At 69.2% G+C, this 23,801-nt stretch carries 29 protein-coding genes; 9 read left to right on the plus strand and 20 right to left on the minus strand.

Translation table 11 applies throughout. The features are described 5' to 3' along the window. Positions 1–9 precede the first annotated feature (9 nt). Positions 10–906, plus strand: coding sequence for a reductase (locus JI746_RS17080; protein ID WP_201691190.1), 897 nt, complete (start codon positions 10–12; stop codon positions 904–906). On the opposite strand, the gene JI746_RS17085 is transcribed toward JI746_RS17080, so the two are convergent. The 12 genes from JI746_RS17085 to JI746_RS17140 all read right to left on the minus strand — a co-directional run bounded on the left by JI746_RS17085 (position 903) and on the right by JI746_RS17140 (position 11,425). Beyond that, positions 903–1,100: a hypothetical protein gene (locus tag JI746_RS17085; protein WP_201691192.1), complete on the minus strand. Its 198-nt coding sequence runs from the start codon at positions 1,098–1,100 to the stop codon at positions 903–905. The genes JI746_RS17080 and JI746_RS17085 overlap by 4 nt on opposite strands. Positions 1,101–1,160: 60 nt before the next feature. Next, positions 1,161–1,298, minus strand: a complete 138-nt coding sequence (locus tag JI746_RS17090; RefSeq protein ID WP_201691194.1) for a hypothetical protein — start codon at positions 1,296–1,298, stop codon at positions 1,161–1,163. 15 nt (positions 1,299–1,313) lie between these two features. Next, on the minus strand, positions 1,314–2,078 hold the full coding sequence (locus JI746_RS17095; protein ID WP_201691196.1) for a ZIP family metal transporter: 765 nt from the start codon (positions 2,076–2,078) through the stop codon (positions 1,314–1,316). Positions 2,079–2,192: 114 nt separating this feature from the next. Then, a complete protein-coding gene (locus JI746_RS17100; RefSeq protein ID WP_201691198.1) occupies positions 2,193–2,606 on the minus strand; it encodes a bacteriohemerythrin in 414 nt (137 codons plus the stop codon). Between the two features lie 135 nt (positions 2,607–2,741). Then, positions 2,742–3,203: a hypothetical protein gene (locus tag JI746_RS17105; RefSeq protein ID WP_201691200.1), complete on the minus strand. Its 462-nt coding sequence runs from the start codon at positions 3,201–3,203 to the stop codon at positions 2,742–2,744. A 54-nt stretch (positions 3,204–3,257) separates the two neighbouring features. Further along, entirely contained in the window at positions 3,258–4,790 is a 1,533-nt protein-coding gene (locus tag JI746_RS17110; protein ID WP_269129468.1) for an acetyl-CoA hydrolase/transferase family protein, read from the minus strand. A gap of 181 nt (positions 4,791–4,971) precedes the next feature. Further along, positions 4,972–5,856, minus strand: a complete 885-nt coding sequence (locus JI746_RS17115; RefSeq protein ID WP_201691201.1) for an ABC transporter permease — start codon at positions 5,854–5,856, stop codon at positions 4,972–4,974. A gap of 7 nt (positions 5,857–5,863) precedes the next feature. Next, a complete protein-coding gene (locus tag JI746_RS17120; RefSeq protein ID WP_201691204.1) occupies positions 5,864–6,805 on the minus strand; it encodes an ABC transporter permease in 942 nt (313 codons plus the stop codon). Between the two features lie 166 nt (positions 6,806–6,971). Further along, positions 6,972–8,504, minus strand: a complete 1,533-nt coding sequence (locus JI746_RS17125) for an ABC transporter substrate-binding protein (RefSeq protein WP_201691206.1) — start codon at positions 8,502–8,504, stop codon at positions 6,972–6,974. A gap of 22 nt (positions 8,505–8,526) precedes the next feature. Beyond that, positions 8,527–9,699 (minus strand): ABC transporter ATP-binding protein, encoded by a 1,173-nt coding sequence (locus JI746_RS17130; RefSeq protein ID WP_236599913.1) that lies wholly within the window; start codon positions 9,697–9,699, stop codon positions 8,527–8,529. Further along, a complete protein-coding gene (locus JI746_RS17135) occupies positions 9,696–10,709 on the minus strand; it encodes an ABC transporter ATP-binding protein (protein WP_201691207.1) in 1,014 nt (337 codons plus the stop codon). Before JI746_RS17135 ends, JI746_RS17130 begins: the two co-directional genes overlap by 4 nt. Then, positions 10,709–11,425, minus strand: coding sequence for a DUF1028 domain-containing protein (locus JI746_RS17140; RefSeq protein ID WP_201691209.1), 717 nt, complete (start codon positions 11,423–11,425; stop codon positions 10,709–10,711). The genes JI746_RS17135 and JI746_RS17140 overlap by 1 nt, the downstream gene beginning before the upstream one ends. A gap of 207 nt (positions 11,426–11,632) precedes the next feature. On the opposite strand from JI746_RS17140, the gene JI746_RS17145 reads away from it, so the two are divergent. Then, positions 11,633–12,520, plus strand: a complete 888-nt coding sequence (locus JI746_RS17145; protein ID WP_201691211.1) for a hypothetical protein — start codon at positions 11,633–11,635, stop codon at positions 12,518–12,520. Positions 12,521–12,660: 140 nt separating this feature from the next. Here JI746_RS17145 and JI746_RS17150 read toward each other — a convergent pair whose 3' ends face one another. Then, a complete protein-coding gene (locus tag JI746_RS17150) occupies positions 12,661–12,855 on the minus strand; it encodes a hypothetical protein (protein ID WP_201691213.1) in 195 nt (64 codons plus the stop codon). Between the two features lie 131 nt (positions 12,856–12,986). Here JI746_RS17150 and JI746_RS17155 point away from each other — a divergent pair, with 131 nt between their 5' ends. Further along, positions 12,987–13,955, plus strand: coding sequence for a Bug family tripartite tricarboxylate transporter substrate binding protein (locus JI746_RS17155; protein ID WP_201691215.1), 969 nt, complete (start codon positions 12,987–12,989; stop codon positions 13,953–13,955). Positions 13,956–14,013: 58 nt separating this feature from the next. Next, entirely contained in the window at positions 14,014–15,555 is a 1,542-nt protein-coding gene (locus JI746_RS17160) for an acetolactate synthase large subunit (RefSeq protein WP_201691216.1), read from the plus strand. 37 nt (positions 15,556–15,592) lie between these two features. On the opposite strand, the gene JI746_RS17165 is transcribed toward JI746_RS17160, so the two are convergent. The 4 genes from JI746_RS17165 to JI746_RS17180 form a co-directional block, all read right to left on the minus strand. Beyond that, the gene (locus JI746_RS17165) at positions 15,593–15,793 is read right to left on the minus strand and encodes a hypothetical protein (protein WP_201691218.1); all 201 of its coding nucleotides are present in this window, start codon (positions 15,791–15,793) and stop codon (positions 15,593–15,595) included. A gap of 313 nt (positions 15,794–16,106) precedes the next feature. Beyond that, the gene (locus JI746_RS17170) at positions 16,107–16,568 is read right to left on the minus strand and encodes an OsmC family protein (protein ID WP_201691220.1); all 462 of its coding nucleotides are present in this window, start codon (positions 16,566–16,568) and stop codon (positions 16,107–16,109) included. Positions 16,569–16,578: 10 nt separating this feature from the next. After that, positions 16,579–16,770, minus strand: coding sequence for a YgaP family membrane protein (locus JI746_RS17175; protein ID WP_201691222.1), 192 nt, complete (start codon positions 16,768–16,770; stop codon positions 16,579–16,581). Positions 16,771–16,835: 65 nt separating this feature from the next. Then, positions 16,836–17,486, minus strand: a complete 651-nt coding sequence (locus JI746_RS17180; RefSeq protein WP_201691224.1) for a Crp/Fnr family transcriptional regulator — start codon at positions 17,484–17,486, stop codon at positions 16,836–16,838. Between the two features lie 281 nt (positions 17,487–17,767). Here JI746_RS17180 and JI746_RS17185 point away from each other — a divergent pair, with 281 nt between their 5' ends. From JI746_RS17185 to JI746_RS17205, 5 genes are all read left to right on the plus strand, one after another. Continuing rightward, on the plus strand, positions 17,768–17,980 hold the full coding sequence (locus JI746_RS17185) for a hypothetical protein (protein WP_201691226.1): 213 nt from the start codon (positions 17,768–17,770) through the stop codon (positions 17,978–17,980). After that, positions 17,973–18,194: a type II toxin-antitoxin system HicA family toxin gene (locus tag JI746_RS17190; protein ID WP_201691228.1), complete on the plus strand. Its 222-nt coding sequence runs from the start codon at positions 17,973–17,975 to the stop codon at positions 18,192–18,194. The genes JI746_RS17185 and JI746_RS17190 overlap by 8 nt, the downstream gene beginning before the upstream one ends. 145 nt (positions 18,195–18,339) lie before the next feature. Next, positions 18,340–18,684, plus strand: coding sequence for a hypothetical protein (locus JI746_RS17195; protein ID WP_201691230.1), 345 nt, complete (start codon positions 18,340–18,342; stop codon positions 18,682–18,684). 325 nt (positions 18,685–19,009) lie between these two features. Further along, a complete protein-coding gene (locus JI746_RS17200) occupies positions 19,010–19,297 on the plus strand; it encodes a DUF1330 domain-containing protein (protein WP_201691232.1) in 288 nt (95 codons plus the stop codon). A 52-nt stretch (positions 19,298–19,349) separates the two neighbouring features. Next, on the plus strand, positions 19,350–19,568 hold the full coding sequence (locus JI746_RS17205; RefSeq protein WP_201691234.1) for a hypothetical protein: 219 nt from the start codon (positions 19,350–19,352) through the stop codon (positions 19,566–19,568). A 135-nt stretch (positions 19,569–19,703) separates the two neighbouring features. On the opposite strand, the gene JI746_RS17210 is transcribed toward JI746_RS17205, so the two are convergent. From JI746_RS17210 to hyi, 3 genes are all read right to left on the minus strand, one after another. Continuing rightward, positions 19,704–21,995, minus strand: a complete 2,292-nt coding sequence (locus JI746_RS17210; RefSeq protein ID WP_201691236.1) for an NADP-dependent malic enzyme — start codon at positions 21,993–21,995, stop codon at positions 19,704–19,706. A 90-nt stretch (positions 21,996–22,085) separates the two neighbouring features. Continuing rightward, complete coding sequence (locus JI746_RS17215; protein WP_201691238.1) at positions 22,086–22,979, minus strand: 2-hydroxy-3-oxopropionate reductase; 894 nt, start codon at positions 22,977–22,979, stop codon at positions 22,086–22,088. Continuing rightward, positions 22,976–23,755 carry a hydroxypyruvate isomerase gene (gene hyi / locus JI746_RS17220; protein ID WP_201691240.1) on the minus strand — a complete coding sequence of 260 codons (780 nt, stop codon included), beginning with the start codon at positions 23,753–23,755 and terminating at the stop codon, positions 22,976–22,978. Before hyi ends, JI746_RS17215 begins: the two co-directional genes overlap by 4 nt. Between the last annotated feature and the right edge of the window lie 46 nt (positions 23,756–23,801).

Here is a 23,801-nt window from a genome sequence, read left to right on the forward strand (position 1 = left end):
GACGAGCGCATGCACGACGCCCCCATCGCCTACATCGAACGCACCCGCGCGTGGTATCTGGCGCTCGGCTACGGCAATCCGTACCGCTACGCCCAGTTCGACGAGGTGCCGTTCCAGCCGCTGAAGAAGCCGCTGGCCGCGTCCGTCGTCACGCTGGTGACCACGGCGGCCCCCTACCAGCCCGGCAAGGGCCCGCAAGGGCCGGGGGCGCCGATGAACGCCTCAGTCAAGTTCTACGTGCCTTACACCGGCGACACCGCCCGCGACCACGACCTGCGCATCGCGCACGTGGCGATCGACCGCAGGCACACGTCGATGGAGGACAGCAACTGCTGGTTCCCGCTGCCGCTGCTGCGTGCGTTCGCACGCGAGGGGCGCTTGCGGCTGGCGCCGCGCTTCCACGGCGCGCCCACCAACCGCAGCCAGCGCCACACGCTGGAGCACGACGTGCCGCTGATCGTGCAGCGCTGCCTCGACGACGGCGTCGATGCGGCGCTGCTGGTGCCCAACTGCCCGGTGTGCCACCAGACGCTGGCGCTCACCGCGCGCGGGCTGGAAGCCGCCGGCATTTCGACCGTGGTGATGGGTTGCGCGAAGGACATCGTGGAGCACGTGGGCGTGCCGCGCTTCCTGTTCTCGGATTTCCCGCTCGGCAACGCTGCCGGCAAGCCGCACGATCCCGCCTCGCAGCGGCAGACGCTGGAGCTGGCGCTGCAACTGCTGCAGACCGCAACGGCTGCGCGCACCACGCTGCAGTCGCCGATCCGCTGGAGCGCATCGAGCGAATGGAAGCGCGATTACTGCAACATCGAGCGCGCAAGTCCCGAGGAGATCGCCCGTGCCCGGGCCGAGTTCGACGCGATCAAGGCGCAGGCCAGATCGATCCGGAGTTCAGAGATCTCCTAGTGCCAGTTCCGCGTGACAGCGTCCTCGATGCCCTGGAAGAGTTCGCGGTAGGCCTCCTTGGCCTTGCGGATGCGCTCGAGGTCGCTCAGCAGGGTTTCCAGCGCGGAGCGCGCGCCGACGCCGCTGCGCCCGCGCGGGACGCGGTATTCCGGCGGCTTGACCTCGGGGTCGAGAAACAGGATGCGGTCTGGCATGGCAACGAGGCTGGTGCGCGAGGATGTTAGCAGCGCCTGCGGGGCGTCGCCAGCGGGAGGTCACTCACGGCGGCGTCCCCGGTAGGGCCGGCGCCCCTCGTCGCGCCGCGACAGGCGCTTCGCAGCGCGCACGACGACCGCCAGCACCACCAGCGCGATGAACACGTACAGCGCGGTCCAGAGCAGGGTGTTCGTCATGGCGTTCACAGCTTCTCAGGAGTGGCCGCCGAGCTTGGACAGCGTGAAGGCCGCGAGGAAGCCCAGCACCGTGATCAGCCCCGTCGCATCGTGGGTGTGCTCGAAGGCTTCGGGGACCATGGTGTCGGCCAGCATGGCGAGGATCGCGCCCGCCGCAACGGCCGTCGTTGCGGCGATCACGCCGGGCGGGAAGTCCCGGAACACGGCGAAGCCGGCCCAGGCCGCGGCAGAGGATGTGAGCGCGATCGCGCCCCAGACCCCGAAGACGTACACGGCGGAGCGGCCGGCACGCCGCATCCCCGCCGCGCTGGAGAGGCCTTCGGGAATATTGGACAGGAAGATCGCGATCACCGCCACCATGCTCACGGCGCCGCCGCGCAGCATGCTGAGCCCGATCACCACCGACTCCGGCACGCCATCGAGCAGCGCGCCGACTGCGATGGCAAGGCCGCTGCCGCCGTCCTGCTGCTCCGAAGGCTGCTGGCCCTGCGAGCGCTTGCGATGCTTGGCGCCCTGGCGCGCCAGCCACCAGTTCGCGATGGTGAAGAGGAGCGCGCCGCCGACGAAGCCGATCGCCGTGGCCAGGAAGCCGCCGCGCTCGTAGGCCTCTTCCATCAGCTCGAAGGCCAGCGCCGAAATCAGCACGCCGGCGCCGAAGGCCATCACGGCCGCGATCAGCCGTTGCGGGACGTGGAAGAACCAGCCGATCGCGGCCCCGAGCACGAGGGCGCCGCCGGCCAGCAAGCCCCACAGGGCAGCCTGCAGTGCGGTCGGAATCATCGGCCGATGCTAGCGCCGCTCGCGCCCGCGCGGGTGCCGCAATCCGCAGCGCCGATCGGCGATCCCGTAGGCTGGCGGTGGCGCGCGAAGCGCCGGAACCCCAGTTTGCCCGCGCTAGCCCACCCCCCGCGCGATCAGGAACGGCGCGAACTCCTTGTCCGACACCAGGATGTGGCGGGCCAGCCAGTCGCCGAGGAACTTCAGGGTGGCGATGCTCACGGTCGTGTCATCCCGCGATTCCCTGAGCTTCTGCGCCAGGGCCTTGGCCTGCGCGGTCAGCTTGCCGTGCTCGGCGTGGTGCGCGGCTTCCTCTTGGAAGCCGGCCTCGTGCAGCAGCTTTTCCTCGAAATCGAAGTGGTACACGGTGTAGTCGACCACGCTGGTCAGGACCTTGTCGATCACCTCGCCAGCCTGGCCCTGCTGCATGGCCTCGTAGAGCTGGTTGAACAGGGCGAACAGCCGCTGGTGCTGGCGGTCGATTTCGGCGATGTGCAGGCTGTACTTGTCTTCCCAGACGATGACGCTCATTTGTCGGTGGCTCCTATCCGGGGAGAAAAGTAGCGCGTCCGGCGACCTTCTTCCTTGTGATAGCGCAACTGGACGCGCTTGCGGCGCCGCGGGCCTCGGGGCGGCGTGACGCTTTCACGCGGGCCCCGCCTTGCCTCAGGGCTGCGTGTCCTCCGGCACCCGGCGGTATTCGACCCGCACGCGGTGCACGTGGTCGACGCCGATGAAGTCGTTGCGGCCCTGGAAATCGACCTCGAAGGTGGCGAAGGGCACGTTCAGGCGCGAGGGCGGATGCCCGTTCATGAGGGTGTACTTGCGCTTGAGGTTGGTGCCGTCGTACAGCCAGGTGCCCTCGTGCTCCATGCGCGTGATGCGCCCGCCGGCATCGGCGATGCGCACGCTTTCGTGGAAGGCGCCGCCGGCATCGAGTTCCAGCACCCGGCGCACCCGCACGCCGTCTTCGCTGTATTCCCGCAGCCAGGTGCCGCGCAGCAGGTCCTGCCGGTCGATGGCGGCGGGCGAGAGCGTGGCCGTGGCGGGCAGCCAGGACTGCAGCGTCCAGGCGAGCGCGGCCAGCCCCACCAGGGGCAGGAGCCAGCGCGGCGCGGAGGAGGTCACGCCGCAACTATCCCAGAAACGCGGCACCGGCGGGAAGTCCCGCCGGGCGCCCGCCTATTGCGGCAGCATGTGCCCGGTTTCCTCGTAGCGCTCGTGCCAGGACAGCGCTTCGCGCAGCAGGTGCGGGGTGTGCAGGCCGGCGCGGCCGGAGCGGGCCAGCGCCTGCGCGCGGTCCTCGTAGTCCTGCAGGGCGGCGCGGTAGGAAGGGTGCGCGCAGCGCTCGATGATGACCTTGCTGCGCTGGCGCGGGGCCAGGCCGCGCAGGTCCGCCAGGCCCTGCTCCGTCACGACCACCTGCACGTCGTGCTCGGTGTGGTCCACGTGGCTGGCCATCGGCACGATGCAGGAGATGGCGCCGTTCTTGGCCGTCGATGCGGTCATGAAGATCGACAGGTAGGCGTTGCGCGCGAAGTCGCCCGAGCCGCCGATGCCGTTCATGATGCGCGTGCCCATGAGGTGGGTCGAGTTGACGTTGCCGTACATGTCGGCCTCGATCATCCCGTTCATGGAGATCACGCCCAGGCGCCGGATCACCTCCGGGTGGTTGGAGATCTCCTGCGGGCGCAGCAGGATGCGTTCGCGGTAGTAGTCGATGTTGTCGAGGAACTCGCGCATGCCTTCGTCGCTGAGCGACAGCGCCGTCGACGAGGCGAAGGCCAGGGTGCCGGACTTGAGCATCTCCAGCATGCCGTCCTGCAGCACTTCGGTGTACGCCGTCAGGCCCTTGTACTTGCCCTTGTCCAGGCCGCTCAGCACCGCGTTGGCGGTGTTGCCCACGCCGGACTGGATCGGCAGCAGTTCCCTGGGCAGGCGGCCGCGCGTGATCTCGTGCTCGAGGAAATCGAGGATGTGCTCCGCGATGCGTTCCGAGGCGGCGTCCGGCGGCGTGAACTTCGGGTTGCGGTCCGGGATGTTGGTCTCGACGATCGCGACCACCTTGGCCGGGTCGACATGCAGGTAGGCGTCGCCGATGCGGGTGCTGGGGTGCAGCACCGGGATCGGCCGGCGGTTCGGCGGCAGCGCCGTGCCGTAGTAGATGTCGTGCATGCCTTCGAGGCCCAGCGCATGCGCGCTGTTCACCTCGAGGATCACCTTGTCGGCCAGGTCCAGCCAGGTCTTGTTGTTGCCCAGCGAGGAGGCCGCGATCAGGCGGCCATCTTCCAGCACGCCGGCCACTTCGACCAGCGCGACGTTGAGCTTGCCGAGGAAGCCGAACCAGACGAACTGGCTCACGTGCGACAGGTGGATGTCGATATATTCCATCTCGCCGGCGTTGATGCGCGTGCGGCAGGTCGGATCCGACTGGTAGGGCAGGCGCAACTCGATGCCTCCGACCTTGGCCAGCGCGCCATCGAGTTCGGGCGCGGTGGACGCGCCGGTCCACACGCCGATGCGGAACACGTTGCCGTGCTGGTTGGCCGCCTCGATCCGGCGGGCGAGGGCGGGCGGCACGGCCTTGGGATACCCGGAGCTGGTGAAGCCGCTCATGCCGACGTGGTCGCCGTGCTGGATGAGGGCGGCCGCCTGTTCGGCGGACATGATCTTCTGGCGCAGGCCGGGATGCAGGACGCGGGAGGCGGGGGACAGCACTTTCTTTCTTCTCTCCGTTTTGCAGGCAGTCTACGGGCGGGTGCATGCGGTCGGGCTGAGCGAAGTCAACTGGAATGTCGCCCGGGTTCCCTTCGGTCACCACCAGCCTACCGACCGTCGCGGGTTCCCCGGATGCAGGCTGGCGGTGACGCGCGCCAGCGCTGGAACCCCCGCACTTTCACCGCTGCCGCGGATCCAGCGCGTCCCGCAACCCGTCCCCCAGCAGGTTGAACGACAGCACCAGCAGGAAGATCGACACCCCCGGCCACACCGCCATCCACGGCGCGTTGTCGATGAAGTTCTTGGCGGTGTTCAGCATGCTGCCCCAGCTTGGCGCCGGCGGCTGCTGGCCCAGGCCCAGGAAGGACAGGCTGGCCTCCGCAATGACGGCGGCAGCGATCGCCAAGGTGGCCTGCACCATCAGCGGCGCCGTGATGTTCGGCAGGATGTGGCGCAGGGCGATGCGCCAGGGCGGGTTGCCGACGGCGCGGGCGGCTTCGACATAGTCCTCCACCTTCACGCCCAGCACCTGCCCGCGCGTGAGCCGCACGAAGATCGGCGCGGCCGAGACGCCGATGGCCACCATCGCGTTGGTGAGGCTGGGGCCCAGGAAGGCTGCGAGCGCGATGGCGAGGATCAGGAACGGGCAGGCGAGGAACGCATCGGTGATGCGCGAGATCACGCCGTCGACCCAGCCGCCGAGGAAGCCGGCCGCCATGCCGATCGGCACGCCGATCAGCAGCGAGATCGACACCGAGACGACACCGGCCAGCAGCGAAGCGCGCGTGCCCCAGATCACGCGCGAGAGCACGTCGCGCCCGATTTCATCGGTGCCGAACCAGTGTTCCGCCGAGGGCGCCTGGCGGATGGCGCTCCAGCTCGTGGCGATGGGGTCCTGCGGCGCGACCCAGGGCGCGAACAGCGCCAGCAGGATGAAGCCGATGACGATCGCCAGCCCCAGCAGCGCGGCGCGCCGGCGCACCAGCCGCCGCCAGGCGCGGCGCCACGGGCCGGCCGGCGGCGCGACGGCTTCGGAAGCGGGAACGGGCAGGACGGCAGCCATGGTTCTTTCAGTGGCGCAGGCGCGGATTCACTGCGAAGTACGCGACGTCCGCAAGCAGGTTCAGCACCATGTACGCCGTCGCCGTGACCAGAATCACGCCTTGCACCACGGCGTAGTCGCGGTTGAACACCGCGTCCACGATCAGCTTGCCGAAGCCGGGGATGGTGAAGACCTGCTCGGTGAGCACGGCGCCGGAGAGGAGCGTGCCCAGCTCCAGCGCGCCCAGCGTGATCACCGGCGTGAGCGCATTGCGCAGCGCGTGCTTGAGGACCACCGTCCGTTCATCGAGCCCTTTCGCGCGGGCGGTGCGCACGTAGTCGGCCGACAGCACCTGCAGCATGGCGCTGCGCGTGTGCCGCATCAGCACCGCCGCGATGGCGTTGCCCAGCACGAAGGCCGGCATGATCATCGCCTGCAGGTTGCCCCAGAGGTCCTCGAAGGGACTCACGTAGCCGGAGGCCGGCAGCCAGCCCAGGTTCACCGCGAACAGCAGGATCAGCAGGATGCCGAGCCAGAAGTTGGGCGTGGAGATGCCCCACAAGGCGAAGATGTTGGCCGCCCAGTCCCAGAGGCTGCCGCGCCCGACGGCGGAGATGATGCCGGCGGGAATCCCGATCAGCAGCGCGATCGCCATCGCCATCGCCGCGAGCTGCAGCGTGACGGGCAGCTTCTGCACGACGAGATCCAGCACCGGCTGCTGGTTGCGGATCGACTCGCCCAGGTCGCCGCGCAGCACGCCGCCGACCCAGTACGCGTAGCGCACCGGCAGCGGTTCGTCGAGGTGCAGCTTCTTGTGCAGGTACGCGATCACGCTGGGGTCCTGCTCCTCGCCGGCGAGGATCTTCGCCGGATCCCCGGGCAGCAGTTGCTGCAGGCCGAAGATCAGCATCGACACCAGGATCAGTGTCGGAACGAGCTGGGCGATGCGCTTGAGGAGGTAGTCGAACATGGAGGGTCACGCGCACGACTTCGTCATCCCCGCGCGCGGGCGGGGGGCCAGGGCACGCGCGCAGCGCGTGACATCGGGAGCCCTGGATCCCCGCCTTCGCGGGGATGACGGCGTGTGGGCGTCAAGGCGCGCTCCCCATCGACCCGAGGATGACGGCGCTGGGGCGTCAAGCCCCGTTCCCCATCTTCAGCCCCTGCACGCGCAGCAATCCATCCGGGATGTGGCGCACGCCCGTGAGCTTCGGGTTGTAGGCCCACAGCCACTTGCGGTGGTACAGGTACACGATGGGCCGGGCCTTCAGCACGCGCGCGGCGACCTGCTCGAACAGCTTCCTGCGTTCGTTGACGTCGCGCACTTCGCGCGATGCCTTGATCAGCTTGTCGGTCTCGGCGTCGCAGTAGCCGGCGTAGTTCAGCGGCTGGTTGCAGGCGTCGAAGCTGAAGAGGTTGCCGTCCGGGTCGGGCCGGCCGCTCCATGCCAGCACATAGGCCTCGAAGTCCCCCTTGTCCGCCATGTTCAGGGTGGTCGCGAACTCCGTCGCCTGGATCTTCACGTCGAAGCCGGCCTCGCGCGTCATGGCCTGCACCACCAGCGCGATGCGCTGCGCATCCGAGGTCGTCGGCGTCAGCAGCGTGAAGCTGGGGTTGGGGATGCCGGCCTCCTTGAGCAGCGCCTTGGCGCGATTGACGTCGCGCTTGGGGATCGGCACGTTCTTCGCGTAGAAGCTGTTGTTCGGCGGCACCCACTGGTTGCCGACGATCGCCTCGTTGTCCATCACGACCTGCACCAGGCCCTGCCGGTCCAGCGCCAGCTCGAAGGCCTCGCGCACGCGGGGGTCGCGCCCCAGCGGGCTGTTCTTGCCCTTGTCGCTCTTGCCCACGTTGATGGTGATGCCCTGGTAGCCGATCTCCGTGATGCTGGCCGTCTTGAGCTTCTTCTCCTTGACGATCTTCTCCATGTCGCTGGGCGCGACGCGCTCGATGAAATCGAGCTGGCCGGAGCGCAGGTTGGCCAGGCGCACCGTGGCGTCCGGGATCGGCACGTAGGTGATGCGGTCGAAGGCGACGGCGCCCTTGTTCCAGTACTCGGGATAGCGCTCCAGCACCATGCGGTCCTGCGGCACGCGCTCGACGAACTTGTAGGGGCCGGAGCAGACCGGGTGGGTGGCGAACTTGTCGCCGGCCGCCTGTGCCGCCTTGGGCGAGACCATCATGCCGGCGCGGTCGGTCAGCGCGGCCAGCAGCGGCGCGAACGGCGCCGAGAGGTTGAGGCGCACGGTGGCCGGATCCACGACATCGACGGTCTGCACGGGCGCGAGTTCACCGCGGCGGTTCGAGCCCGGCATGGTCTTGTGCCGCTCGATGTTGAACTTCACGGCCGCCGCATCGAACTTCTCGCCGTCGTGGAAGGTGACGTTGGGGCGCAGCTTGAGCGTGAGCGCCTTGCCGTCGGCGGACCACTCGTAGCCCGTCGCGAGCTGCGGCACCACATTGAGCTTCTCGTCGATGTCGAACAGCTTGTCGCACAGCGCGGCAAACACGACGCGACCGACGAAGGTGCGCGCGAGCGAGGGATCGAGCGCGTCCGGGTCTTCGGCCAGGCCGACCCGCAAGGTGGTCTGCGCCTGTGCCGCCAGCGCGGCGGCGCCGAGCAGGACGACGGCCAGGGGCCGCAACAGGGATCGAGTGAAGCTGGGCATCTTGGATCTCCAGGAGGTTGGTTCAGGGACCCGGCACGGCCGGCGCCGGCGTGACGAAGGCGGCCTGCAGGCGTTCGAGCCGGCGGCGCGCGGGAGCGAAGGCGATCGGCTGCACGGCCGCCGCGCCGGCCTGCAGCTCGCGCCACAAATGGCAGGCGGCGGCGTGGCCGTCGGGCGTCGCTTCGAGCAGCGGCACCTGCTGCGAGCACACCGGCCGCGCGTGCGGGCAGCGCGTGTGGAAATGGCAGCCGGTGGGCGGATGCAGCGGGCTGGGCACGTCGCCGCCGATCACCCGGCGGTCGCGCGCTGCCTCCGGTTCCGGACGCGGGATCGCCGACAGCAGCGCCTGCGTGTACGGATGGCGCGGCAAGGCGAACAGGGCGTCCTTGTCGGCCGTCTCGACCACCCGGCCCAGGTACATCACGGCGACGCGCGTGGCGATGTGCTTGACCACCGCGAGGTCGTGGGCGATGAACACATAGGCCAGGCCGAAGCGGCGCTGCAGGTCCTGCAGCAGGTTGACCACCTGCGCCTGCACCGACACGTCCAGCGCCGACACGGCCTCGTCGCAGACGATCAGTTTCGGCTCCACCGCGAGCGCCCGTGCGATCCCGATGCGCTGGCGCTGCCCGCCGGAGAACTCGTGCGGATAGCGCTGCGCGTGCTCCGTCGCGAGACCCACGATGCGCAGCAGCTGGGCGACGCGATCGGCTTCATGGCCCGCGTGCAGGCCGTGCAGCCGCAGCGGCTCGGCCAGGGTCTGGCCGACCGTCATGCGCGGGTTCAGGGAGGAATACGGATCCTGGAAGATGATCTGCATGGCGCGCCGCTGCGCCCGCAGTTGCGTGGTGGAAAGGCGGCCGATCTCCCCGCCCTCGAACAGCACGCGGCCGGCGGTCGGCTCGATCAGGCGCAGGATCAGGCGCCCCAGCGTCGACTTGCCGCAGCCCGACTCGCCGACGACGCCCAGCGTCTCGCCGGCCGCCAGCTGCAAGTCCACGCCGTCGACCGCCCGCACCAATCCGCTCACGCGGCCGAACAGGCCGCGCCGCACGGGGAAGTGCTTGACCAGTCCCTCGGCGCGCAGCAGCGGCACCGCGGCGTCTTCCCCGCGCAGGCGGGGAGCCAGGGCGCTCTGGATTCCCGCCTGCGCGGGAATGACGGAGGCTGCGCTCATGACGGGGGCTGCGTTCATGGAGCCTCCACGGCTTCGGGCACATGCGGCGCCAGCACGTCCGGGTCGAGCGGCGCGCGCCAGCAGGCCGACGCATGCTGCGGACCGACTTCCAGCAGCGGCGGCGCCTCCGCGTGGCAGCGCGCGATGGCGAACGGGCAGCGGGCGACGAAGTGGCAGCCGCGCGGCCGCCGCAGCGGATTGGGCACCTGGCCTTCGATCGAGGCCAGCCGTTCGCGCGTGACGTCCAGCCGCGGGATCGAGCCCAGCAGGCCCACGGTATAGGGATGCTGCGGCTGCGCGAAGATGGCCTCGACGGGCGCGCGCTCGACGATCCGGCCGGAGTACATCACGGCCACTTCGTCGGCCACTTCGGCCACCACGCCGAGGTCGTGCGTGATCAGGATCAGCGCCATGCCGGTTTCCTGCTGCAGGCTCGCCATCAGCTGGAGGATCTGCGCCTGGATGGTGACGTCCAGCGCGGTCGTCGGCTCGTCGGCGATCAGCAGGCGCGGCTCGCAGGCCAGCGCCATGGCGATCATGGCGCGCTGGCGCATGCCGCCCGAGAGCTTGTGCGGATATTCGTGGAAGCGCTGCTCGGGCGCCGGGATGCGCACCTGGCGCAGCACCTCGATCGCCCGCGCCACGGCGGCGGCGCGCGGCAGGGCGCGATGCCGCAGCAGCGCCTCGACGATCTGGTCGCCGATCGTGAACGCGGGATTGAGCGAGGTCATCGGCTCCTGGAAGATCATGGCCATGCCGTTGCCGCGCAAGTCCAGCAGCTCGCCGCGCGGCGCGCCCACCAGCTCGCGGCCCTCGAAGCGGATCGAGCCGGCGGCGATGCGCCCGGGCGGATCGGGCACCAGGCCCATGATCGACAGCGCGCTCACGCTCTTGCCGCATCCGGACTCGCCGACGATCGCCAGGGTCTGGCCGGCGTCCACCGCGAAGCTCACGCCGTCCACCGCGGGGAAGTTGCCGTCGTCCGTGGTGAACTCGGTGCGCAGGTCGCGGACTTCGAGCACGGGCATCAGGCCGCACCTCCGCGCTCGCGCTGGAAGCGTTCGATGCGCGCCTCGATCTCGGCCCGGTCGATGATGCCCACCGGATCGCGCCGCCCGGCCAGGCAGGCGAGGAAGGGCTGGGCCCGCTCAAGGCTCTTGCGGTAGAGGCGCTGCAGTTCCTGCACCGGTTCCTCGTGGTCGTCCACGCGCAGGTCGAGCCGTGGATAGTCCTCGTCGGCCTGGATGCGCAGTGCGGCAGCCTGCTTGCCGCGCTTGTCGCCGCCGGCGGCTTCGCCGGCCGCGAGCGCGGCCAGCAGGCGCTCGGCCAGCGGCTTGCCGCGGGTGGACTGGAAGCCTTCGGCCGTGGCCTCGATCACGCGCGGGCCGGCCAGCATGTTGCCGGCGACGCTGAAATCCTGGCCGACGCGGTGCCCGCACCAGTCGATGCAGGCGGCGCCGGTCCAGACCGCGGGGTGGCCTTGCGCGGCCAGCACGTGCAGCTGCCGCTGCTCGCGCCCGGCGTCCGCACCCGTGAGCATGGCGATGACCTGTTCGGGCGAGCGGCCGGCGGCCAGCAGGTCCAGGCCCTGCGGGCCGTACAGCGGATTCATGAGCGCCTGCGTCGACAGCACGCCGACGCCGCGGCGCGCATGCACGGTGAGGGCGCCCACCGCGAAGAACCGGCTGGCGATGGCGGCGCCGAAGCAACCCGCCTCGTCGCGCGCCAGGATCGACCACGTCATTCCCGCATCCTTTGGGGCCGTGGGGCCCAGTTCGGGGGCATTCTGGCGCCAACCGCCCGTGCAGGCTGCCCGGCGCAACCCTGAGGTGCCCCGGCCGTGCGGCGTGCCAAACGCGGCCCCGACTGAGGAAGATCAACTGGCCCTGGCCGCCCCGGGCCAAGAATCGGCTCCCATTGCAGGTGCGCTGCCTGCGTTGAAGGAGATTCCGTGTTTCGACCGCTCGTGACCGTCGCCGCCGTCCTCGTCCTGCTGGGTGGCTGCTCCAGGCAAGAAGCCCCCACTGCCGCGCAGGCGCCGGCGATGCCCGCCGCTGCGACGGTGGCTGCCGCCGCGCCGGCGGCCGATGCAGCGCCTGCGGCCGCTCCCGCCACGCAGGCGCCTGCTGCCGCCGCACCGGCGGCAGCCGCCGCACCGGCCGCCGAGGCGGTGGTGCAGAAGGCGCCTGCGGCCGCGCCGCAGGCGAAGGCCCAGGCGGTCGACATGTTCGGTGCCAACGCCGCGCCGGCCGAGCCCGCCTCGCACAATCGCGGCAAGGTGCTGCAGGTGGCCGAGGGCGGCGGCTACACGTATGCCGAAGTGCAGATGACTTCGGGCAAGAAGGTCTGGATCGCCGGCTCGCACATCGATGTCAAGCCGGGCGCCGAAGTCGAATGGGGCAACTACGGCCTGATGCGCGACTTCCAGGCGAAGTCGCTGAACCGCACCTTCTCCGAGATCCTGTTCGTGGACCGCTGGGCCCCTGCCGGCCAGGCGCCCGTGGCGGTGAGCCCGCACGGCAAGTTCCCGAACGGCGCGCCGGCGGCCAGCGCCGATGAAATGGCCGCCGCGGCGGCTGGTGCGGCGCCCGCAGCGGCCGCCGATCCCTCGGCACGCGGGACGGTCAAGACGGTGACCAACGCCGGCGGCTACAGCTATATCGAAGTGGACCAGGGTGGCGGCAAGACCGTGTGGGTGGCCGCGATGGAAACACCCATGAAGAAGGGCGACAAGGTCGAGTGGCAGGGCGCCACGCAGATGAGCAACTTCACGGCGCGCTCGCTGGGCAAGACCTTCGAGAAGATCATCTTCGCCCAGGGCGTGTCCGTCGGGAAGTAGTGTGTGAGGCCTTCCCCTCGAGGGGAAGATCGTGGGATGGGGGATGCTGTGGCATCCCCCTTTTTTGTTGCTGGGGTTCGCGCTGGCGCGGCTCACCACCAGCCTACGAAGGGCGCGGGCAGCGTGCCGAGGGCGCGGGCTCAGCCGCCGTGGAAGCCCTTGAGGATGTCGTCGGGCGCGCGCTCTGGATCGATGGTCGAATCGTTGGTGCGGCGCGGCGAATCGAGCCGGTCGCTCTCGGCTTTCGCCTTGTCCAGGTCGGCCTGCACCTCTTCCGGCGGCGTCGGCGTGGCGTCGTTCAGGTCCGCTTTCGCGGGTTGTCCCGGGGTGTTCATGCTCGCCATGATGGCCCGCCGTGCAGCCGGCGGATGTAGGCGTCCGCCGTTCTTCGCCTGCCGCGAGTCCCGATTGACGCTGCCTCGCCGGCCCCTGTAGCCTGCCGGACTTCCGTTTCACAGGAGCCGCGATGCGTCTGATCCCGAGGATTTTCACCGGCCTGGTCTTGCTGGGCAGCCTGTTCGCGCTGCCCGCGTCCGCGCAGTCCGACTATCCGAACAAGCCCATCAAGTTCATCGTGCCGTATCCGCCCGGCGGCTCGACCGACCTGGTCGCCCGCCTCATGAGCCAGTGGCTGTCGACGCGGCTGAAAGAGCAGGTGGTGGTGGAGAACAAGGCCGGCGGCGGCAACAACATCGGCACCGAAATGGCGGTCCGCTCGCCGCCGGATGGCTACACGATCTTCCTGGTGAACCCGGCCAACGCGATCAACGCCACGCTGTACCCGAAGCTGCCCTTCAACTTCCTGGAGGACATGACGCCGGTGGCGGGCATCATCCGCGTGCCCAACGTGATGACGGTGACCAAGAACTTCCCGGCCAAGACCGTGGCCGAGTTCATCGACTACGCGAAGAAGAACCCGGGCAAGGTGAACATGGCGTCTTCCGGTTCGGGCACCTCGGTGCACCTGTCCGGCGAGATGTTCAAGTTCATGACCGGCGTCGACATGAAGCACGTGCCGTACAAGGGCGCCGGCCCGGCCATCACCGACCTGATCGGCGGCCAGGTCGACGTGCTGTTCGACAACATGCCTTCCATCATCGGCCACATCCGCGGCGGCTCGGTGCGCGCGCTGGCGGTGACGAGCGCGCAGCGTTCGCCGGCGCTGGACGTGCCGACGGTGGCCGAGACGGTGCCGGGCTACGAGGCGAGCGCCTGGTTCGGCATCGCCGCGCCCAAGGGCACGCCGCCGGCCGCGATCGCGCGCCTCAACCGCGAAGTGCAGGCCGCGCTGGCCGATCCCGGCATGAAGGCCAAGCTGGCGGACCTGGGCGGCGTGCCGATCCCCGGAACGCCCGAGCAGTTCTGGGCGCTGCACAAGTCGGAAACCGAGAAGTGGGCCAAGATCGTCCACTTCTCCGGCGCCAAGGTCGACTGATCGTCCCCGGGTCCTCGTGGCGGGCCGTTCTAAGATCGGCCCCCATGAGGACCCACCCATGAACGGCGCCCAGAGCCTCGTCGCCACGCTGCTGGCCTCCGAGGTCGATACCTGCTTCGCCAACCCCGGCACCAGCGAGATGCACTTCGTGGCGGCGCTCGACCAGAGCGCCGGCATGCGCTGTGTGCTCGGCCTGCAGGAGAACGTGGTCACCGGCATGGCCGACGGCTACTGGCGCATCGCCGGCAAGCCGGCCTGCACCCTGCTGCACTGCGGCCCGGGGCTGGCCAACGGCCTCGCCAACCTGCACAACGCGCGGCGCGCGCGCAGCGGCATCGTCAACATCGTCGGCGACCAGGCCACCTGGCACCGGCCGCACGATCCGCCGCTGACCGCCGACACCGAAGGCTTGGCGCGCAGCGTCTCGGCGTGGGTGCGCACCAGCAGCACGGCGTCGGAAGTCGGGCGTGATGCGGCCGCGGCCGTGCAGGCCGCGCGCACGGCGCCGGGACAGGTCGCGACGCTGATCCTGCCTTCGGACGCTTCGTGGGACGAGGGCGGCGTGGTGGCCGAACCGCTCGCGGTGCCGGCACCGTCTGCGTTCGACGCCTTCGCGATCGAGAACGCCGCCCGCGTGCTGCGCAGCGGCAAGCCGACGCTGATCCTGCTGGCGGGCGGCGCCGTGCGCGGCGCATCGCAGGCGCTGGCCTGGCGCATCGCGCAGGCCACCGGCGCCCGGCTGATGGCCGACTACATGAACGGGCACGTCGAGCGCGGACGCGGTCGCCTGCAGCTGGAGCGCACGCCTTACAACACCGATCTGGCGATGGAGGCGCTGGCGCGCTTCGACCACATCCTGCTGGTCGGTGCCAGGCCGCCGGTGGCCTTCTTCGCCTATCCCGGCAAGCCGTCGACGCAGGCGCCGGCGCACGCGCAACTGCACGTCGTGACCCGCCCCGAGCAGGACGCGGCGGCCGCCTTGCGCGCGTTGGCGGAAACGCTGGGGGCCCGGGAGCTTGCACTGCCCGATCCCGGTCCGCGGCCGCAGCCGGCCTGCGGCGCGCCGGCGCCGGACAAGCTCGCGCTGACGATCGCGGCGCTGATGCCGGAGCACTGCATCGTCTCCGACGAAAGCGTGTCCTTCGGCCGCGGCTTCTACAGGCACTCGCATGCTGCGCCGCCGCACGACTGGCTGCACCTGGTCGGCGGCGCGATCGGCGCCGGGCTGCCGGTCGCCACCGGTGCGGCCATCGGGGCGGGCGGACAGCGGCGCGTGCTCAGCCTGCAGGCGGACGGATCGGCGATGTATTCGCTGCAGGCGCTTTGGACCCAGGCGCGCGAGCGGCTGCCGTGCACGACGGTTTTGCTCAACAACCGCAAATACGCGATCCTGCAGGGGGAATACCGGAGCGTCGGAGCAACCCCGGGTCCGACCGCGTTGCGGATGCTGGACCTGGGCGATCCGGATCTCGGATGGATTCAGCTGGCCGCCGGGATGGGCGTCGAAGGCGCCCGGGCCAGCACGATGGAGGAGTGTGCCGATCTGCTGTCGCACAGCTTGCGGCAACCGGGGCCCTTCCTCATCGAACTGATGGTGTGAGCCCCGCCGGGAGGGCAGCGGCCCTCCGGGTGAAGCCTCAGTGCAGGACCTCGACGGCCGGGTAGGTCACCTCGCGGCCGATCATGGCGCGGGCGTAGAAATAGTTGTTGCGTGCCTTCTCGCTCATCCGGTCGAGGTCGACCTCGCCCTTGGGGTCGCAGGGGAATGCGAAACCACGACCGCTGTCGAACAGCGAACGGAAGCAGAGCTGGAACTGGCTGGAGCTGGAATCCATCATTTGGGTTCTCCTCGCATCGGGGTTGCATCGCCTCTCGGCATGCATCCACTATCGGCGAGGACCCGGTCCGCCGCGATCAGCCGGAACTGAATCAGAGCCTCGGCCGCTTCCGATTCGCGGGCACGGTCCGCGCCGAGGCGGGATAGGAGGCGTCCTATGCCGCGACGGCCATCAGCGCATCGGGCGATGCGCCCCTGCCTTGGTCCAGTTGCCGGCGGGCCCGCGCGGCGTGAGGGATTGCGCACTGGCGGCGCCTGCCGGCGGCATCTACGGGTGGCCCGTAAGGGCGTGCGCGTAGGCGTCGCGCCCGAGGTCAGATGCCCGCAGGCGCTTCGTCGTTCGCCACCACGGACACGTTCGGCGAGAGCTCGCATGCCGCGCGCAGCGAGTTGGTCACGAGGCACTTGCGCTTGGCCTGCTGCAGCACGCGCGCGGCGAGCGCCTCGCTGGTCGCGGGAGGGACGGTGACGCGCGGCGAGAGCGTGAACTGCGTGAAGAGCGCCGTGGCGTCCTCCTGGTCCAGCACGCCTTCGACATCCACCGTCATCGACAGCCACGCGAGTTTCGAGGCACGGGCGCAGGCGCGGAAGGTCAGGATGAAACAGTCTGCGATCGCGGCGACCAGCAAGGTCTCCGGCGACCAGTAGCCTGGCGGGCCGCCGAATTCCGGCGGCGCGCTGCTTGCGATCTCCGGCACGCCTTCGGCGCTGGCGGTCACGCGACCGGTGCTTGCTGCGCGGGCCTGCGCACGATAGTGATGCGGGAACGGTTGCATCGTCACCGCCTCAACGCCGCGTCTTGCAGGTGCTGAGCCCCAGCAGGGCATACGGCGGGCACCAGCCCGCCAGCCCGGTGGCCAGCGGCACCACGCCCAGCCAGCCCCACAGGCCGATCTGGCCCGCGAGCGTGAGGCCGATCAGGGCCAGTCCGACGAGGATGCGGACGATGCGGTCGATGCTGCCGACGTTGGTCTTCAATGCGGTTCTCCTTGGTGGGGTGAGCGCATTGCAGCAGGGCGGGCGGCTCGCGTATGTGACTTTGGTTACGCAGCCTCCGCCAGCCGGCGCAGGGCGGCGCCGTCGCGGATGCGGATGCGCTCGCGGGCCAGCTCGATCCAGCCCTCGCGCTCGAAGCGCCGCAGCAGGCGCGTGACCATCTCGCGCACGGTGCCCAGCACATTCGCGAGCTCCTGGTGCGTGATCGCCAGCTCGGGGCCGTGTCCAAGAAGCGCCGCCGCCAGGCGCCGGTCCAGTTTGTGGAAGGCGACTTCGTCGACCAGCGCCGTCAGGTCCGCCATGCGTTCCGCGTAGAGGCCCAGCACGAAGTCGCGGAAGGCGGGCTCCGCGAGCCAGCGCCTGAACGTTGGAGGCGGAATCAGGAGCAGGCGCGTCGGGCGCGTCGTGACGGCGCGGGCCGACAACGGCTGGCTGCGAAACAGGCAGGCGCTGGAGGCCAGGCACATGTCGCCGGGAACCAGGCGGTACAACTCCAGCGAGCGGCCGTCGGGCGAACTGCGGCTCACGCGCACTTCGCCTTCGAGCAGCAACGGAAAGCCCTTGCAGGGATCGTTCTCGCTGAAGAGGACGGTGCCGGCGGGGGCGGTGACGGGTTGGAGCGCAAGCGCCTCCAGCTGCCCGCGCAAGGCGCCGAGGGCGGGATAGAGGTGCTGGAGTTCTGCCAGGGTTGGGGCCATGGGGCGATGCTTGATCCGGTGAGCGCCCGGTTCGTTGATGCGGGTCAAGCCGCCGGCCTTGAACGGCGGCAGTAACATTGCATCATCATCGCCCGGAGTGGCCGTGACCGCCTCACTCGCCAAGATTGAAGCCGAAGCGCTGCAGCTTTCAGCTGAGGAGCGGGTGCGTCTTGCGGATCGCCTGCTGGCGAGCGTGTCCGGAAACGGCGCGTGCCGGTCAACTCCGACCTTAGACCTCACGGAGGCGCAGCGACATAATGAAGGCCGAACGGGAGCGAATCATGCAACTCACGGCTGTGCTTACCCCTGCGGAAGAAGGCGGGTACGTTGCCTTGAATCCGGAAACGGGGACGACCACCCAGGGCGAAACGGTTGAAGAGGCGGTGGCCAACTTGCGCGAGGCGACGGCCCTTTACCTCTCCGAGTTCCCGCTGCCGTCCACAGGCAATCCCGTCGTAACGATTTTCACGATCCCCACTCCCAGCCATGCCTAAGCTGCCCCGAGTTTCGGGCGCTGAGGCGCAGCGAGCTTTGGAGCGTTTGGGTTTTGTCAAGCTTCGGCAAAGCGGTAGTCACGTTGTGATGCGTCGCGAAGCAAAGGGATGCGTCGTTCCGATGCACGCTGAACTGAAGGTGGGCACCCTCGCTGGTCTGCTGCGGCAGGCTGATGTCACGCCCGAGGATTTCACCGAGGCGCTCAAGCGGTGAGGTCTAACAGGTCGTTCGACGCGGACACGCACCGGCACGGCGCCGCAAGCCGTGCGCGGGAGCATACGTCTCGCGGCACAAAGCCGCTGCGTGCGGTCAACTTCGACGATTCGACCGCAGACGAACGGCCAGTTAGCATTGGCCCATGAAGAAGGCGAAACCCAGTCTGCTGGACCGTCTACGCGCAAAGAAGGCGCAGCGCGAAAACGTGAGGGTCTCCGTCGCGTGGTACAGCGAGGAGCAGTGGGCGCGAGTGAAGGCAAGTGCCGTCGACCCTGAACTGTTCGAGGCCACTTACCCGGAATGGGTGAAGATGGCGGAGGATGCATTGAGGGAAATCCGGGCTGCGATCGGGAATCCCATCATGATCGACATTGACGCGGACGAACTGGCGGCGTGGTGTCTCGTCCACGGAAAGCAGAACGACTCCTCTGCACGTGCCGAATTCGCTTCCTACAAGTCGGGGACAGAGAGATACCGCGGTCCCTAGAACGCGCAGGACGTCCCATGCTGACCGTGGCTTCACTGGCCGACCATCAGGAACTGGGTCCCGTTGCTCTGCGGCTGGTTTCACTCTCAGATCCGAGTCGCTGCCGACGCACAAGCAACTCAAACATGAGGGGCATCGCCTTGCAATCTTCGACACGCGGACCGCGGTCTGACAGGTCGTTCGACGCATAGACTGCGCCATCGACGGCCAGATCGAGTGCGCTGCTCCCCCTCGTTTCGATACGGATCCGCAGCGTCACGCGGCAGCGCCGGCGCCGGTTGCCATCTCGACTTCAGACTTCCCTCTTCAGCAGGAGCCACATGCGATGAGTTATGCATTCCTGGTCGGCCAGATCACCGTCAAGCAGCCCGACAAGTGGGCGGAGTACACCAGCCAAGTACCAGGGACGCTCGTGCCCTGGGGCGCGGAACTCGTCTTTCGGGGAAAACAGGTGGCTGCGCTGGCCGGCAGCAATCCGCACGCCGACATCGTCGTGATCCGGTTCCCCGACCTCGCGGCGCTGAACCAGTGGTTCACGTCGCCCGCCTACCAATCGCTCATCCCCTTGCGTGAACAGGCAGCGGAGGTGGTCCTCCTCTCCTACGCGAGCTAGCATCGCACCCGCCGCCCGCCACTGCCTAGAGGGCGCGCAACTGATCGAGACGGTGAATGAGGCGAGGCACGTTCCCGGCTGGATCTCGGCTTCGATCCACAAGAGCTTCGACGGCCGGCAGGTCGTGAACTACGTGCAGTTCGAAAGCCACGCAGCGGCGCGGGCGGTCACGCGGCACCTGCTGTCCTGCGGCTTGATTCAGCGGAACACCGCGCTCGGAACCGTGGCGCCGGGGCAGTACGAGGTTGCCTATGCGATCGAGCAAGAGTGACGCCACCGCACGTCCCACGCCGACGTGAACGTCCAAGGCGCAACATGTTCAGCCCCGGATTCCTCGGACTATCGCATTCACCGAGCGCTGAGCGCGGGAGCCTCGGCGCCTTCCCACCGCGCCGAGGCTTCCCGCCTACCCCCGAACCGCCGTCGCCGACACCAGCGCCGTCATGTTGACGATGCGACGCACCGTGGCCGAGGGCGTCAGCACGTGCACCGGCGCCTTGGCGCCCAGGAGCATCGGGCCGACCGTCACGCCGTGGCCGCCGGTCATCTTCAACACGTTGAACAGGATGTTCGCTGCGTCGAGGTTCGGGCAGATCAGCAGGTTCGCTTCGCCGTTGAGCGTGGTGTCCATCAGTGAGGAACGCCGCACCTTCTCCGACAGCGCCGAGTCGCCCTGCAGTTCGCCGTCGCACTCGATGTCCGGCGCCATCTTGCGGAACAGGTCGCGCGCCGCGCGCATCTTCAGCGCCGAGCCGCGGGTGGACGAGCCATAGTTGCTGTGCGACAGGAAGGCGACCTTGGGGGGCAGCCCGAAGCGGCGCACTTCGGTGGCCGCCATGAAGGCGATGCGCGCCAGCAATGGCGCATCCGGCTCCTCGTTCACGTAGGTGTCGGCGACGAACAGGGTCCGGTCCGGCAGCATCAGCGCGTTGAGCGCCGCCAGCCCCTCGCCGTCGCGGCAGCCGACGACGTCGCGCACGTGTTCCAGGTGGTGCTCGAAGCGCCCGACCATGCCGCACAGCATCGCGTCGGCATCGCCCAGGTGCACGGAGAGGGCACCGATCAAGGTGTTGGAGCGTCGCACGGCCGCCTTGGCGGCCTCCGGCGTGATGCCGTCGCGGCCCATGATGTGGTGGTAGGTCTCCCAGTACTGGCGAAAGCGCGCATCGCTCTCGGGGTTGACCACCTCCACGTCCTGCCCGAGCTTCAGGCGCAGGCCCGCCTTGGCGATGCGCGCCTCGATCACCTGCGGCCGGCCGATCAGGATGGGCTGCGCCAGCTTCTCGTCGATCGCGAGTTGCGCGGCGCGCAGCACGCGGTCGTCTTCGCCCTCCGCATAGGCGACCCGGCGCGCCGTCGACTTCTTCGCCGCCTCGAACACCGGCCGCATGATCATGCCGGTCTGGTAGACGAAGCGCGTGAGGCTGTGCGCGTAGGCGTCGAAGTCGGCGATCGGCCGCGTCGCCACGCCCGACTCCGCCGCCGCCCGCGCCACCGCCGGCGCGATGCGCAGGATCAGCCGCGAGTCGAACGGCGTCGGGATGATGTAGTCGGGCCCGAAGGCCAGTTCCTTGCCAGCGTAGGCATTGGCCACTTCCTCGCTGATGTCGGCCTTGGCGAGCTGCGCGATCTCGCGCACGCAGGCGAGCTTCATGGCTTCCGTGATCTTGGTCGCGCCGCAGTCGAGCGCGCCGCGGAAGATGTACGGGAAGCACAGGACGTTGTTGACCTGGTTGGGATAATCCGAGCGGCCGGTCGCGATGATGCAGTCGGGCCTGGCCGCGCGCGCCAGCTCGGGCCGGATCTCGGGCTCGGGATTGGCGAGCGCCAGGATGATCGGCTGGTCGGCCATCGTCTTGACCATGTCCGGCGTCAGCACGCCGGCGGTGGAGCAGCCGAGGAAGACGTCGGCGCCCTTCACCACGTCGGCCAGCGTGCGCCTGGAGGTGTCCTGCGCGTACTTCGCCTTCGACTCGTCGTAGCCGCCGGGCCGGCCCTGGTAGATCAGGCCCTTCGAATCGACGACGTAGATGTTGCGCTTCTGCAGGCCCAGTCCGACGAAGATGTCCAGGCAGGCGATCGCGGCGGCCCCGGCGCCGGAGGACACCAGCGTCACTTCCTCGATCTTCTTGCCCACCAGCTCCAGCCCGTTGATGAGGGCTGCCGCGGAGATGATCGCGGTGCCGTGCTGGTCGTCGTGGAACACCGGGATGTTCAGCCGCTCGCGCAGCTTGCGCTCGATGTAGAAGCACTCGGGCGCCTTGATGTCCTCGAGGTTGACGCCGCCCAGCGTGGGCTCCAGCGCGGCGACGATGTCGACCAGCTTGTCGGGATCGCGCTCGGCCAGTTCGATGTCGAACACGTCGATGCCGGCGAACTTCTTGAACAGGCAGGCCTTGCCTTCCATCACCGGCTTGCCGGCCAATGGGCCGATGTCGCCCAGGCCCAGCACCGCCGTGCCGTTGGTGATCACGCCCACCAGGTTGGCGCGCGAGGTGTAGTCGGCAGCGAGCGCCGGGTTCGCCTGGATGTCGAGGCAGGGATACGCCACGCCCGGCGAGTACGCCAGCGACAGGTCGCGCTGGTTCGACAGCGGCTTGGTCGGCGTGATCGAGATCTTGCCGCGCGAGGGGCTGCGATGGTATTCGCGGGCCGCGTCGCGCAGGGCCAGTTCGGCCTGGGTGATGGGTTCATGCATGGAGATCTCCGCTCTCTTGTCTGGGAACCCATCACCCTACGCCGATGATCCGCGGGTGGGCACTGTGAAACCACCCAGTGTTGACGCGGATCAGCTTTCGCCGAGCGCGTGTTGCGCCAGTGTTTCAAGGGCCCGCACCAGCGCGGAGTGGTCCGCCTGCGCCAGCCCCAGGGCGGCGCAGGATTGCATCAGCTGCGCGGCGATCGCCGTCTGCGGCAGTGCCACGCCCAGGCTGCGCGCGCCCTGCAGCGCGAGGTTCAGGTCCTTCTGGTGCAGCGCGATGCGGAAGCCCGGCTGGAAGCTGCGCTTGAGCATGCGCTCGCCATGCACTTCGAGCACGCGCGAACTGGCGAATCCGCCCATGAGCGCCTGGCGCACGCGGGCCGGATCGGCGCCCGCCTTGCCGGCGAACACCAGGGCCTCGGCAACGGCGGCGATGTTCAGGCCGACGATGATCTGGTTGGCGACCTTGCAGACCTGGCCATCGCCCACGCCGCCGACGTGCGTGATGTTCTTGCCCATGAGCGCCAGCAACGGCTGCACGCGTTGGAACGCGGCATCGCTGCCACCGGCCATGATGCTGAGGCTGGCCGCCTTGGCGCCGACCTCACCGCCAGAGACCGGTGCGTCGACATAGTCGCAGCCCAGCTCCGCGATGCGCGCTGCGAAGCCGCGGGTGGCGATCGGATCGATCGAGCTGCAGTCCACCACGGCCTTGCCGCGCGCGAGCCCGGACGCGACGCCGTATTCGCCGAACAGGACCTTCTCCACGTCGGGCGTGTCGGGCAACATCAGGAAGACGATGTCCGCGTGTTCCGCCACGGCGCGCGCGTTGCTGCAGGAAACGGCGCCCCCTTCGGCCAGCGGGCCCGGCACCTTGCTTCGCGTGTGGACGAACAAGGCGTGGCCGGCGGCCAGCAGGTGGCCCGCCATGGGCGCGCCCATCACGCCCAGGCCGATGAACCCGATCCTCAGCACCGTCATTGCGCGAACTCCTTCATCCAGCCCAGGCCTTCGAGGGTGGTGGTGCGCGGCCGGTACTCGCAACCGATGTAGCCCTTCCAGCCCAGCGCGTCGAGATGCCGCAGCAGCCAGGCGAAGTTGATCTCGCCCGTGCCCGGCTCGTTGCGGCCGGGGTTGTCGGCGAGTTGGATGTGGCCGATGTTGGCCAGGTAGCGCTGCAGCGTGGCGGCCAGCTCGCCTTCCATGCGCTGTGCGTGGTAGATGTCGTACTGCACGAACAGGTTGTCGCTCGCGACTTCCTCGATCAGCGCGATCGCCTGCTCGGTGCGGGTGAGGAAGAAGCCGGGGATGTCGTAGCTGTTGATCGGCTCGATCAGCAGCCGGATGCCGGCTTCGCGCAGCCGCCCGGCCGCGTAGTGCAGGTTGGCGGCGAGCGTCGCCTGCGCCTGTTCGCGGCTGACGCCCTGCGGCAGCTTGCCGGCCAGGCAATTGAGCTGCCCGCAATCGAGCGCGTTGGCATAGTCGATGGCGCGATCGACCCCGGCGCGGAATTCGTCGACGCGGTTCGGGTGGCAGGCGATGCCACGCTCGCCCGCGGCCCAGTCGCCGGCGGGCAGGTTGTGCAGCACCTGCCTGAGTCCTTCGCCGCGCAGGCGCGCGGCGAGTTCCTCCTTGGCAAACTCATAGGGGAACAGGTATTCGACGGCGCGGAAGCCGGCAGCGCGCGCGGCGGCAAAGCGGTCCAGGAACGGCAGCTCGGTGAAGAGCATGCTCAGGTTGGCGGCGAATCTCGGCATGGTGTTTCCTCGTAGGCGGGCGGTGAGCTGCGCGAACCCCGGCCTT

It is taken from the genome of Ramlibacter alkalitolerans, assembly GCF_016722765.1.
GTDB lineage: Bacteria > Pseudomonadota > Gammaproteobacteria > Burkholderiales > Burkholderiaceae_C > Ramlibacter > Ramlibacter alkalitolerans.

What these genes read in the sequence shown, in the direction of transcription:
- JI746_RS17080 (WP_201691190.1), top strand. Translation starts at nt 10, where the DNA reads ATGCACGACGCCCCCATCGCCTACATCGAACGCACCCGCGCGTGGTAT.
- JI746_RS17085 (WP_201691192.1), bottom strand. Translation starts at nt 1,100, where the DNA reads ATGCCAGACCGCATCCTGTTTCTCGACCCCGAGGTCAAGCCGCCGGAA.
- JI746_RS17090 (WP_201691194.1), bottom strand. Translation starts at nt 1,298, where the DNA reads ATGACGAACACCCTGCTCTGGACCGCGCTGTACGTGTTCATCGCGCTG.
- JI746_RS17095 (WP_201691196.1), bottom strand. Translation starts at nt 2,078, where the DNA reads ATGATTCCGACCGCACTGCAGGCTGCCCTGTGGGGCTTGCTGGCCGGC.
- JI746_RS17100 (WP_201691198.1), bottom strand. Translation starts at nt 2,606, where the DNA reads ATGAGCGTCATCGTCTGGGAAGACAAGTACAGCCTGCACATCGCCGAA.
- JI746_RS17115 (WP_201691201.1), bottom strand. Translation starts at nt 5,856, where the DNA reads ATGGCTGCCGTCCTGCCCGTTCCCGCTTCCGAAGCCGTCGCGCCGCCG.
- JI746_RS17120 (WP_201691204.1), bottom strand. Translation starts at nt 6,805, where the DNA reads ATGTTCGACTACCTCCTCAAGCGCATCGCCCAGCTCGTTCCGACACTG.
- JI746_RS17125 (WP_201691206.1), bottom strand. Translation starts at nt 8,504, where the DNA reads ATGCCCAGCTTCACTCGATCCCTGTTGCGGCCCCTGGCCGTCGTCCTG.
- JI746_RS17130 (WP_236599913.1), bottom strand. Translation starts at nt 9,699, where the DNA reads ATGAACGCAGCCCCCGTCATGAGCGCAGCCTCCGTCATTCCCGCGCAG.
- JI746_RS17135 (WP_201691207.1), bottom strand. Translation starts at nt 10,709, where the DNA reads ATGCCCGTGCTCGAAGTCCGCGACCTGCGCACCGAGTTCACCACGGAC.
- JI746_RS17140 (WP_201691209.1), bottom strand. Translation starts at nt 11,425, where the DNA reads ATGACGTGGTCGATCCTGGCGCGCGACGAGGCGGGTTGCTTCGGCGCC.
- JI746_RS17150 (WP_201691213.1), bottom strand. Translation starts at nt 12,855, where the DNA reads ATGAACACCCCGGGACAACCCGCGAAAGCGGACCTGAACGACGCCACG.
- JI746_RS17155 (WP_201691215.1), top strand. Translation starts at nt 12,987, where the DNA reads ATGCGTCTGATCCCGAGGATTTTCACCGGCCTGGTCTTGCTGGGCAGC.
- JI746_RS17160 (WP_201691216.1), top strand. Translation starts at nt 14,014, where the DNA reads ATGAACGGCGCCCAGAGCCTCGTCGCCACGCTGCTGGCCTCCGAGGTC.
- JI746_RS17165 (WP_201691218.1), bottom strand. Translation starts at nt 15,793, where the DNA reads ATGATGGATTCCAGCTCCAGCCAGTTCCAGCTCTGCTTCCGTTCGCTG.
- JI746_RS17170 (WP_201691220.1), bottom strand. Translation starts at nt 16,568, where the DNA reads ATGCAACCGTTCCCGCATCACTATCGTGCGCAGGCCCGCGCAGCAAGC.
- JI746_RS17180 (WP_201691224.1), bottom strand. Translation starts at nt 17,486, where the DNA reads ATGGCCCCAACCCTGGCAGAACTCCAGCACCTCTATCCCGCCCTCGGC.
- JI746_RS17185 (WP_201691226.1), top strand. Translation starts at nt 17,768, where the DNA reads ATGCAACTCACGGCTGTGCTTACCCCTGCGGAAGAAGGCGGGTACGTT.
- JI746_RS17190 (WP_201691228.1), top strand. Translation starts at nt 17,973, where the DNA reads ATGCCTAAGCTGCCCCGAGTTTCGGGCGCTGAGGCGCAGCGAGCTTTG.
- JI746_RS17195 (WP_201691230.1), top strand. Translation starts at nt 18,340, where the DNA reads ATGAAGAAGGCGAAACCCAGTCTGCTGGACCGTCTACGCGCAAAGAAG.
- JI746_RS17200 (WP_201691232.1), top strand. Translation starts at nt 19,010, where the DNA reads ATGAGTTATGCATTCCTGGTCGGCCAGATCACCGTCAAGCAGCCCGAC.
- JI746_RS17210 (WP_201691236.1), bottom strand. Translation starts at nt 21,995, where the DNA reads ATGCATGAACCCATCACCCAGGCCGAACTGGCCCTGCGCGACGCGGCC.
- JI746_RS17215 (WP_201691238.1), bottom strand. Translation starts at nt 22,979, where the DNA reads ATGACGGTGCTGAGGATCGGGTTCATCGGCCTGGGCGTGATGGGCGCG.
- hyi (WP_201691240.1), bottom strand. Translation starts at nt 23,755, where the DNA reads ATGCCGAGATTCGCCGCCAACCTGAGCATGCTCTTCACCGAGCTGCCG.